Origin of the sequence: Shewanella sp. AS1 (assembly GCF_021412565.1) — a bacterium.
In the GTDB taxonomy this organism is placed as follows: Bacteria; Pseudomonadota; Gammaproteobacteria; order Enterobacterales; family Shewanellaceae; genus Shewanella.
In genome coordinates this window covers 1-247 of record NZ_JAKCLJ010000171.1, presented here as the reverse complement: position 1 = coordinate 247, position 247 = coordinate 1, and the positions used below count along the sequence as shown (strand labels likewise).

Sequence of the window (247 nt, the reverse complement as noted above, 5' to 3'; positions counted from 1 at the left end):
ACCGTGACCGGAATGGTCAGGGTCTGGGTCTGACCTTCAGGAAGTGACTGATACGCCGCGTTGCTTGGATCGAATGTCCAAGTGCCGTCATTGTTGAATGTCAGTCCGGCAACACTGGTCGCAATCGAATAGGTCGCCGTGTCACCCGCATCGATATCGGTGGAGGTGATGGTGCCATTAACTACTGAACCATCTTCCTTGGCGCTGACTTGCGCGATGGGGTCCAGTACCGGTGCATCGTTAACGT

The 247-nt window shown here is 55.1% G+C and carries 1 protein-coding gene; it reads right to left on the bottom strand.

Features of this window, described 5'->3' with window-relative positions:
* On the bottom strand, nucleotides 1–247 hold a 247-nt coding region (locus LZP69_RS16555; protein ID WP_234201765.1), incomplete at both ends, for a VCBS domain-containing protein.